A 10,380-nucleotide genomic window follows, 5' to 3' on the forward strand; every position below is an offset into this window, starting at 1 on the left:
TTATTTATGATTGTTGAAATTTTAGGAGGATTTATCGCTAATAGTCTTGCGCTATTATCAGATGGACTTCATATGTTTAGCGATACTGTTTCACTAGGAGTTGCTTTAATCGCATTTATTTATGCAGAGAAAAATGCTACTTCAACTAAAACATTCGGTTACAAGCGTTTTGAAGTCTTAGCTGCCTTATTTAATGGTATAACTTTATTAATTATTAGTGGCGTCATTATCATCGAAGCGATTAGAAGATTTTTCAATCCTATTAAAGTGCAATCCACTGAAATGTTTATTATTAGTGTGATTGGACTTATAGTGAATATTATCGTTGCAATAATCATGTTTAAAAGCGGTGATACGTCACATAACTTAAATATGCGCGGTGCTTTTATTCACGTTTTAGGAGACTTACTTGGTTCATTAGGTGCCATTATAGCATCTATTCTTATATACGTATTTAACTTTACAATTGCTGATCCTATCGCAAGCATTCTAGTTTCCATTATTATATTGAAAAGTGCAATCGGTATTTCACGTTCGTCACTTAATATTTTAATGGAAGGTACACCAAGTGACGTCAATTTAGATAAAATCATTAGTACAATTATAAATCATAATGAAATTTATAATGTCCATGATTATCACGTTTGGACTATTTCAAATGATATGAATGCGTTAAGTTGTCATGCAGTCGTCTCTGAAACTATGTCTGTTCAGGACTGTGAAGGACTTCTTAAAAAAATAGAACATGAATTACTTCACTTAAATATACAACATATGACAATTCAATTAGAAACAGCCCAACATGATCACGATACTTCAGTACTATGCTCTGGATTACATAAAGAGCACGCTCATCATTAAGACTACACAAACAATGTCCGCAGTTTACAATATAAGTAAAAAGTCGAACAGAATTCATATTAGTTTCTGCTCGACTTTTTTTACTTATATAAAATAATCGAAAATAAATTGTTTGCCTGGTACATGTTTTTCATCAAATCCTTGAAGAAATTCTTCATTATCATACGGTAATTTTACTCTTTCAACACTAAACTCATTTTCGTTAATTGTGACGATTCCATATACGGCATATTTACCATTATTAAGTCCTACTGAACCAGGATTGAAATAGGTTTTGTTATTATCATCATACAAGTGTAATTGATGATTATGTCCAAAAGCTATAAAATCCGCATCCTTATCTTCAAATAATTTAACTATCTCTTCTTTTTGATTATCTACAATAGGTTCAAATGGTTGTTTATCAATCCCCTCTTCTAATCTTTGATTTTCAATTTCATAATGTATAAATAAACATTTTTTCCCACAAATTGTTTTTTCTAAATATCTTGGTAGTGTATTTAATACATCATAGTAATCTTCATCCATTCGACTTTCAATCCATTGATGGTGTTCATAAAATTTATTTTTTAAATCTTCTGGATACGGTGTACCATTAACAATTGACATAATTGCTTCATCGTGATTACCAGCAATAATTTCCATATCATCTCGATCGAAAATCATATCTAATACTTTATTGGTTTCATGGCCAATTCCAATATTATCACCTAAGTTAAAGATTTGATCGATATCTTCTCTATTATCAATATCATCTAAAACAGTTTGTAAGGCATCAAAATTACCATGAACGTCGGTTAAAATTGCAAATTTCACCATAAAGTCTCCTTTCATTATTAAATCATTAGCATATTTTAACACTTAAAACATAATATTGTTAGATATTAATTTAAAAAAAGCACAAATTCTGATATTGTGTATTATATTAACGTAAAGGAGTGCTTATTTTGTTTAAATTTCATAGTTTAGCATTTAAAAATGCTAAGTCACAACTCATAAAAACAATACTATTTAGTTTAGTAAGTTTTATTATTGTATTTGTGGCATTTGTGATTGCTAGAACTTTCTTCGTTCAAAACTTTATGCAGATGCAACTAGCAGCACAATTTCAACAGTCATCAGGCGCGTCATTAGTTATGATAATACTCGTCTTGGTCTTAGGATTATTATTTTTTATACTTGCAGGTTATCAATTACTTGCAGGGGCTTTTAATATTATGGCTAAAGCTATTGAAAAAGAAGCTGTTCAATTTTTTGATTTGTTTTTTGCTTTTAAAAAAGGAAAATATGTTAAAAGTCTTCTTTTAGCTTTAATTACTATTATTCTTTATGCTGTATTATATTTAATCACATTAGGATTAAACTTTTTATTTAATAAAGCTTTAACACCATTATTCACATCTATTCAACAGTCAGTAAGTACATCCGATCATGCTATTGGTATTTTACTTACTGTACAAATTATCTTAATTATCATTATGGGATTCATTCTTTCAATCGTATATTGGTTCTTCTTTATATTAATGATTAATTATACTGTGTCATTTGCACGTAAAAATGACTTAAGTGCTATAGGTCATTTTAAAGATGGCTTTAAAGGAATTAAAAATGGACGTAAAACTTGGTTCAAGTTCTTTTTAGCTATCTTATTAATTAACCTACTCATTATTATCATTACACAACCACTTGGTACAGTATTAACTGTATTAACCGGAAATATGTCCCAAAATGTAGCACAAGTGATTTTAATTATTGCTCAAACGCTTATTATTATTGTACGTTTAATTCTATATTTTGTAATTATAATGGGTATTGTTCAATATTTCTTACGTCGCGGTGAGAATGTGAAAAGACCTGTAAAAGAAAAGAAAAAAAGTAAACGAAAAGAAAAAAAAGAAATAAATCATGAAAAAGAAGCGTTAAAAAACGATCCTTCATCTTTTAATGATACAAAAAATCATGTTAAAGAAGACTTAAATCATCAAAAAAATTTAAATAACGATAAATAAATCACTATTCAACACAAAAGGTAAGAAAGCAGGTTTCTCCTACTTTCTTACCTTATTTTAATTTAAAAGATGGTGTTCTAAATATAAAGCCGCGCCATCTTCTTCATTTGTATATTGTGTAGTATCATCAGTAATAGACTGAATTTCTGGACGTGCATTTTTCATTGAAACAGTGTATCCTCCAAATTCAAACATTGCTCTGTCATTATCGCTATCACCAATAACAAGTGTTTCTTCTTGTTTAATATCGAAATGATCTATCATTTCTTTAATTCCAGTACCTTTATCCACTTGATAAGCCATCGTCTCAGCATTAAATCTTGAAGAATTAGATACGCTAATATTTAATAACACTTTATTTTGTATTAACTCATCTCTAAACGTTTTAATTTTATTTAACTTTTTGTTGAATAGATAAATTTTAGAATAGTCGTCATTTGGAATATCTTTTCTCCAATTAATTTTACCATTCATGGCATCTCGACGTGATTTCCATTCACTTTCACTCACTTCATTTTGTGGACGTTCACTATCAATCATATCTTCCATCCATGATTGATCTTCAATTAATGAAATTCTATCTCCTTCAAAAGGAAAAACTTCATAATAAATGTGTTGTTGTTGAGCTAGTTGCACGATTTTTTTTACACTATCTATTGTCAAACTATGTTTAAATAAAATTGTATCTTCAATATCGCCTCTTGTTCCATTAGAACTAATCATACCATCTACTTTAAAACCTTTTGGTACTAGACTATGAATTTCAGAATAAGAACGTCCTGTTGCTAGAAATACCTTATAATTTTTTTCTCTTAACTGATCAATTACTTCTTTTGTTTTTACAGTCGCTTTATTATCTTCATGCAATAGTGTTCCATCCATATCTAAGAATATTGCTTTAATATTTTCTAATGCCATCGTGATACCCTCCATCTAACTCTTTCTTAAAATTGTGACATTTATTTAACCAAAGTGCAAACTCAATTATGTTTTATATAAAGATGATATCGATTTCTATATTGAATAACTTCAATTTGGTTATTAAAAAATTTAGACATCATCGAATCAGTTAAAATATCTTTTGTTATTCCTTTACCAAAACAACTACCCTCTTTTAATAAAAATATCTTACTAAATAATGGAATAATTTCCTCTATGACATGAGTCACGTAAATCATCGTCAAATGAGCGTATGTCTTATTTAAATTTTCTAATAAATATAATAACTGTTCTCTAGCCAAAAAGTCTAATCCTGATGCTGGTTCATCAAGAATAAGTACATCAGGTTGATGTATAAGCGCGCGAGCAATCATTACTTTTTGTTTTTGTCCTGTTGAGAGATATCCTAAATATTGATCTTTATATGATAACATTCCTACTAAATTTAATAATTTTTCTGCTTCTTTAGTATGTTCATCAGAATATTCTTTATATAGACCGATAGATTTAAATATGCCACTTAATACGACATCAATCACTTTCTCACCGTCTTGAAATTTTTCTAATAAACTATGCGAAACAAATCCAATATGTTGACGAACGTTTTCTGCAGAATATCCTTTTTTACCTGGTATCATTTCAAACAATTCTATTTCACCCTGAGATACACTTTCATAAGAATTCATGATATTTAATAGTGTTGTTTTTCCTGCACCATTCAACCCATAAAGAATCCAATTATCTCCCGCTTCAATATGCCAATTTAAATCATTAATGATTGTTTTTCCGTGTTTCTTTTTATAGATATGTTTTAAATTTATCAAATGATCACCTCTACTTAAAATAATTGTATGATGATTCTGATTATTTAACAAATCAAATAAAAAACTGAGACATGTCATCCATGTCCCAGCTTTTTGAATTATTCAACTGTAACTGATTTAGCTAAGTTACGAGGTTTGTCAACATCTAATCCTCTGTGTAAAGCTGCATAATATGCGATTAATTGTAGCGCTACTACTGATACTAAAGGCGTTAATAATTCGTGTACGTGAGGAATCACATATGTGTCTCCATCTTTTTCTAAACCTTCCATTGAAATAATACAAGGTTTAGCGCCACGTGCTACTACTTCTTTAACATTACCACGAATTGATAAATTCACATTTTCTTGCGTAGCTAACGCAATGACTGGCGTATCATCTTCAATTAAAGCAATAGTACCGTGTTTTAACTCTCCACCAGCAAATCCTTCAGCTTGAATATATGAAATTTCTTTAAGTTTTAATGCTCCTTCTAAACTTACATTGTAATCCATCGCACGACCAATAAAGAAAGCATTTCTAGTCGTTTCTAAGAATTCTTTAGTAATTTTTTCCATTACTGGTGCATCATCTACAATCGTTTCAATTGCAGTTGTTACTTTTGCTAATTCTCTTAATAAGTCAATACCGTTATTGCGTCCATGTGCTTTAGCTACAACTTGAGAAAGAATTGATAATACAGCAATTTGAGCTGTATAAGCTTTAGTTGATGCAACAGCAATTTCAGGTCCTGCGTGTAATAATAACGTATGATCAGCTTCACGAGATAACGTTGAACCTGCTACATTTGTAATTGTTAAAGACTTATGGCCTAATTTATTTGTTTCAACCAATACTGCACGGCTATCAGCTGTTTCTCCTGATTGAGAGATATAAATAAATAAAGGTTTTTCAGATAATAATGGCATGTTATAAACAAATTCTGATGCCACATGAACTTCAGTTGGCACTCCAGATAGTTTTTCAAGGTATTCTTTACCAACTAAACCAGCATGATAACTTGTTCCTGCAGCAATAATATAAATGCGATCTGCATTCGATACATCTTTAATAATTTCAGAATCAATATTTAAATCTCCATTTTCATCTTCGTATTCTTGAATAATACGACGCATTACTGCTGGCTGTTCATTAATTTCTTTTAACATATAGTGATCATAAATACCTTTTTCAGCATCTGATGCATCTATTTGAGCAGTATACGTTGGGCGATCTTGAATATTTCCATCTTTATCTTTAATTGTTACACTTTCTTTTTTAACAATAACAATTTCATGATCGTGAATTTCTTTATATTGATTTGTAACTTTAATCATTGCTAATGCATCTGAAGCAATAACATTAAAGTCGTCACCAATACCAACAAGTAAAGGTGATTTATTTTTAGCTACATAAATAGTGTCTTCATCCTCAGAATCTAACATACCTAAAGCATACGATCCATCTAATAAAGATACTGCTTTAGTGAATGCTTCTTCAGTTTCTAAACCTTTATTTGAAAAATATTCTACTAATTGAACGATAACTTCTGTATCAGTTTCTGATTTAAACGTTACATCTGATAAGTATTCGCTTTTTAGTTCTTCATAATTTTCAATTACACCATTATGCACTAAAGTGAAACGTCCATTATTTGATTGATGAGGATGTGAATTAATATGACTAGGTACCCCATGAGTAGCCCATCGAGTATGACCAATACCAATGTGACCATCAATGTCATTGCTATCTGCTACTTTTCTTAATTCTGCAATACGACCTTTTTCCTTAAATACAGTAGTCCCTTCATCATTGACAACAGCAATTCCTGCTGAATCATATCCTCTATACTCTAATTTTTCTAAACCAGATAGTAATAATTCTTTGGCATTATCAAAGCCAATATATCCAACAATTCCGCACATATTTCTTTTTCCTCCATTACATAGTCATATGATAATTTTATCTGTTATATAAAATTTTTTAATTAGACATTGCTCGTTTTATTGTATTGGATTCTAAACATCATATTTCTATGTTTTCTATTTGGCGTTCTTATTATATTTGTACATCTAGTTACCTATATGTTTTAAATAATAAGCTAACGAATGTGCCACATCCGGAATAGCATCCGCCGATTATATCGATAACTATTCTCCTCGTCTACAATATAATTAATATGTCTATTAGCATTCTCTTAATTAATACTAAATGGTTAACATTTTAATTATTTGTCCAGGCGCTTTATTTTATTTTTATTACATCTATCCTCCTTTCTTCCAATACTCTCTATTTTACCCTTTTCTAATAATTATTTGCAAATATTATTATATTTAATTCATAAACTTATAGTTATAATTTGATATTTAATTTATATTTTTTGCTAAAAAAATACTCTCTTTAAAGTTTTCAGTTCTACGGCTTTAACTTTAAAGAGAGTGTATTCTTGTTTTTAAATGGTACTATTAATTTAATCCCATTTTTTCTTTTACTTTATCAACAATTGTTTGAGCATAACGTTCAGCATCTTCATTTGTTGCTGCCTCAACCATTACTCTTACTAATGGTTCAGTTCCTGAAGGTCTAACTAATATTCTTCCTTCACCATTCATTTCATTCTCAACTTCATTCATAACAGCTTTAACGTCTTCATTTTCAGATACATGATGTTTATCTGTTACTTTTACATTAATTAATGATTGTGGATACTTTTTCATTTGTGCTGCTAACTCACTTAAAGTTTTACCACTTGATTTAATAATAGCAGCAAGTTGTACTCCAGTTAGTAGTCCATCACCAGTCGTGTTATAGTCCATCATTACTATATGTCCAGATTGTTCTCCGCCTAAATTATAATGGCCTCGTCTCATTTCTTCAACGACATATCTATCTCCAACTTTTGTTTTATTTGATTGAATGCCTTCTGTTTCAAGAGCTTTATAAAATCCTAAGTTACTCATTACAGTAGATACAATCATATTATTATTTAATTCATGATTTTTGTGCATTTCTTGACCAATAATAAACATAATTTGGTCACCATCAATGATGTTACCCTTTTCATCAACAGCAATTAAACGATCTCCATCTCCATCAAAAGCTAAACCAAAATCACTTTCAGTTTCTACAACTTTTTCAGCTAAATGTTCAGGATGAGTAGACCCACATTCATCATTAATATTGTATCCATCTGGATTACAACCAATTGTAACTGTCGTTGCCTCTAAATCACCAAATAAGAAAGGCGCAAGTGAAGAAGTTGATCCATTCGCCCCATCTAAAGTAATTTTAAGTCCATCTAAATTTATATCAATTGTAGATTTAAGATAACTTAAGTATTTTTGTGCACCTTCATAATAATCTGAAAAATGCATAATGTCTTTGCCTGCTGGACGTGGTAAGTCAGGTTGTTCTTGATCTAATAATTGTTCAATTTCTTCTTCCTGCTTATCTGAAAGTTTAAAACCATCAGCACCAAAGAACTTAATACCATTATCAGCTACAGGATTATGAGATGCAGAAATCATTACTCCTAATTGTGCTCCCATTTCACGTGTTAAATATGCAACACCTGGAGTAGAAATAACTCCTAATCTCATTACTTCTGCACCTATTGATGCTAATCCAGCGATTAAAGCTGATTCTAACATTTCACCAGACACACGAGTATCTCTACCAACTAAAACTCTAGGATGTTTCTCTCCTTCATTATGTGCTAATACATAACCACCATAGCGACCTAGTTTAAACGCTAATTCAGGTGTTAATTCTTTATTAGCTACTCCCCTTACACCATCTGTTCCAAAATATTTTCCCATTTTCATTACTCCTTTATTATCTAGTTTACTATTTTAAATTGACATGTGCTGTGACTTCATTAAATTCAGATTTCTTAACCTGTTTAGGTATCTTGAGTTGAAGTGTTTTATCAGTCGATTCAGTGATATCATCTAAATTGACATCGGCTTCTATGTCATTAATATCCTTCAAATCATCTTTATTACCATAAATTTCTACTTCATTCTCATTTAGTTTAATGCTATCTAAACTTTCATCATCAGGTAATGAACCCTTTTTAACGGTTTTAATTTTTACTTTTTTACTGTAAGGTTCAAGTTTCACTGACATTTTAATATTATTAGGCTTGATTTGAACGTTTAATTTATTCAATTGCTTGTCAAATGCAGTAATTTCAGCTACATCAGTAGTATTCTCACTGATATTAGTCGCATTTTTAAATGTCGCTTTTAAATATGCAATTTTGTCTAATTGCTTTTTACCACCAGTAACTTGAACAGTGTCTTTATTCAAAGAAGTTTCACTTACTTTATAATTTGAATCTACATTGTTTTGTGAAATATCAGGCTGAACATGCATTGTTTTAGTATCTTTATCCTCCAAGGTGATATAAGCGTGTTTAGGTTTAACATTATAACTAATATCGTTACTTAATCCTTTAACAATATAATCTTCTTTATAATTTCCAGATTTAGCATTAGATAAATTAACTGTGACCTTGATATCGTCTGAACTTTCTATTTTCAATAACTTTGATTGTGGTCCTGAAATAGTAACATCAACAGTATCTGGTGATTTAGTAACATGTAAATTTTTGGTATTATAAAGAATTTCTACAGGTACATCTTCAATTGTTTTAGAAGAATTCTGAGCTAGATTATCATTGTTAAAAATATTGCCAAACACATTATTAACAGAAAGATAAAAAAAGATCGCTAATATTAAGGCAAAAAATCTTAATCCCCACTTACTTTCTAACATGCTATTTCACACCCTTCTTTTGAGCGCGAGTTCCAAACCAATGTTCAGCTAATAACTCTTCGAATACTTCATCAGAAACATCACGTCTTAATTTACCATCGAAAGTAACTGATATTGAACCGGTTTCTTCAGATACTACCACAGTAAATGAGTCCGAAACTTCAGAAATTCCTACGGCTGCCCTATGTCTTGTACCTAAACTTTTAGAAATTTTATTACTATCTGAAAGTGGTAAATAACATGCAGCACTAGCAATTTTAGTGTTTTGAATAATCATAGCCCCATCATGTAATGGTGTATTAGGTATAAAAACATTTATCAATAATTCTTGAGATATTGCAGAATTCATTGATATACCAGTTTCAATATAGTCTTGCAATCCAGTTTCCTTTTCAAAAACAATTAATGCTCCAATTCGTCTTTTAGCCATATACTGAACAGCCTTTGATACAGATTGGATTAATTTTTCTTCATCATGACTGTAAGTATTAGTATAGCGTTTAAATAGGCTCCCTCGCCCTAATTGCTCAAGTGCTCGTCTAATTTCTGGTTGGAATATCACAATTAAAGCTAAAACGCCCCATTGAATCACAATATCAAATAACTTTGAGGTAGCAGTTAAATTGAGAAGTTTACTTACTTGTTGTCCAATAACTATAAATAATATACCTTTAAGCAATTGAATTGCTTTAGTTCCTTTAAATACAGTAATGAGAAGATAAAGGACATACCAGACAATAAGTATATCTAATATACTTGTAATAATCTTCAAAGTACTAAGATTATTAAAAAAGTTGGAAAAATCCATAATCTCTCCTCCGTCTATAACTTTCATACTCATAATTATACCAATGAAAGGTGTAACTGTCATACTATGAAAGTCATACTTATAAATTTTTCATGAAAATCACTACTAAAAATGGATAATAAAAAAGCACCCCATTAAGGAGTGCTTAAAGTGAGCCATAGAGGATTCGAACCTCTGACCC

9 protein-coding genes are annotated in these 10,380 nt (G+C 30.2%); 2 read left to right on the forward strand and 7 right to left on the reverse strand.

All coding sequences use genetic code 11. The features are described from left to right. The coding region (locus tag HMPREF2561_RS10170) for a cation diffusion facilitator family transporter (RefSeq protein ID WP_070436610.1) at positions 1–861 on the forward strand (861 nt) is incomplete at its 5' end. A gap of 84 nt (positions 862–945) precedes the next feature. Here the strand turns inward: HMPREF2561_RS10170 and HMPREF2561_RS10175 are convergent. Next, on the reverse strand, positions 946–1,680 hold the full coding sequence (locus tag HMPREF2561_RS10175; RefSeq protein ID WP_002448650.1) for a metallophosphoesterase family protein: 735 nt from the start codon (positions 1,678–1,680) through the stop codon (positions 946–948). Positions 1,681–1,799: 119 nt separating this feature from the next. Here HMPREF2561_RS10175 and HMPREF2561_RS10180 point away from each other — a divergent pair, with 119 nt between their 5' ends. After that, entirely contained in the window at positions 1,800–2,870 is a 1,071-nt protein-coding gene (locus tag HMPREF2561_RS10180; RefSeq protein WP_239683776.1) for a YtxH domain-containing protein, read from the forward strand. Positions 2,871–2,927: 57 nt separating this feature from the next. Here HMPREF2561_RS10180 and HMPREF2561_RS10185 read toward each other — a convergent pair whose 3' ends face one another. The 6 genes from HMPREF2561_RS10185 to cdaA all read right to left on the reverse strand — a co-directional run bounded on the left by HMPREF2561_RS10185 (position 2,928) and on the right by cdaA (position 10,199). Continuing rightward, the gene (locus HMPREF2561_RS10185) at positions 2,928–3,788 is read right to left on the reverse strand and encodes a Cof-type HAD-IIB family hydrolase (RefSeq protein ID WP_070436611.1); all 861 of its coding nucleotides are present in this window, start codon (positions 3,786–3,788) and stop codon (positions 2,928–2,930) included. A gap of 62 nt (positions 3,789–3,850) precedes the next feature. Beyond that, positions 3,851–4,711 carry an ABC transporter ATP-binding protein gene (locus HMPREF2561_RS10190; protein ID WP_017176082.1) on the reverse strand — a complete coding sequence of 287 codons (861 nt, stop codon included), beginning with the start codon at positions 4,709–4,711 and terminating at the stop codon, positions 3,851–3,853. Between the two features lie 20 nt (positions 4,712–4,731). Then, the gene (gene glmS / locus HMPREF2561_RS10195; RefSeq protein WP_017176081.1) at positions 4,732–6,537 is read right to left on the reverse strand and encodes a glutamine--fructose-6-phosphate transaminase (isomerizing); all 1,806 of its coding nucleotides are present in this window, start codon (positions 6,535–6,537) and stop codon (positions 4,732–4,734) included. Positions 6,538–7,077: 540 nt separating this feature from the next. Next, positions 7,078–8,430, reverse strand: coding sequence for a phosphoglucosamine mutase (gene glmM, locus HMPREF2561_RS10200; protein WP_070468771.1), 1,353 nt, complete (start codon positions 8,428–8,430; stop codon positions 7,078–7,080). Between the two features lie 28 nt (positions 8,431–8,458). Beyond that, the gene (locus tag HMPREF2561_RS10205) at positions 8,459–9,391 is read right to left on the reverse strand and encodes a CdaR family protein (RefSeq protein ID WP_017176079.1); all 933 of its coding nucleotides are present in this window, start codon (positions 9,389–9,391) and stop codon (positions 8,459–8,461) included. 1 nt (position 9,392) lies between these two features. Beyond that, a complete protein-coding gene (gene cdaA / locus HMPREF2561_RS10210) occupies positions 9,393–10,199 on the reverse strand; it encodes a diadenylate cyclase CdaA (RefSeq protein ID WP_017176078.1) in 807 nt (268 codons plus the stop codon). Between the last annotated feature and the right edge of the window lie 181 nt (positions 10,200–10,380).

The organism is Staphylococcus sp. HMSC069E10, assembly GCF_001809205.1.
Taxonomy (GTDB): Bacteria; Bacillota; Bacilli; order Staphylococcales; family Staphylococcaceae; genus Staphylococcus; species Staphylococcus hominis.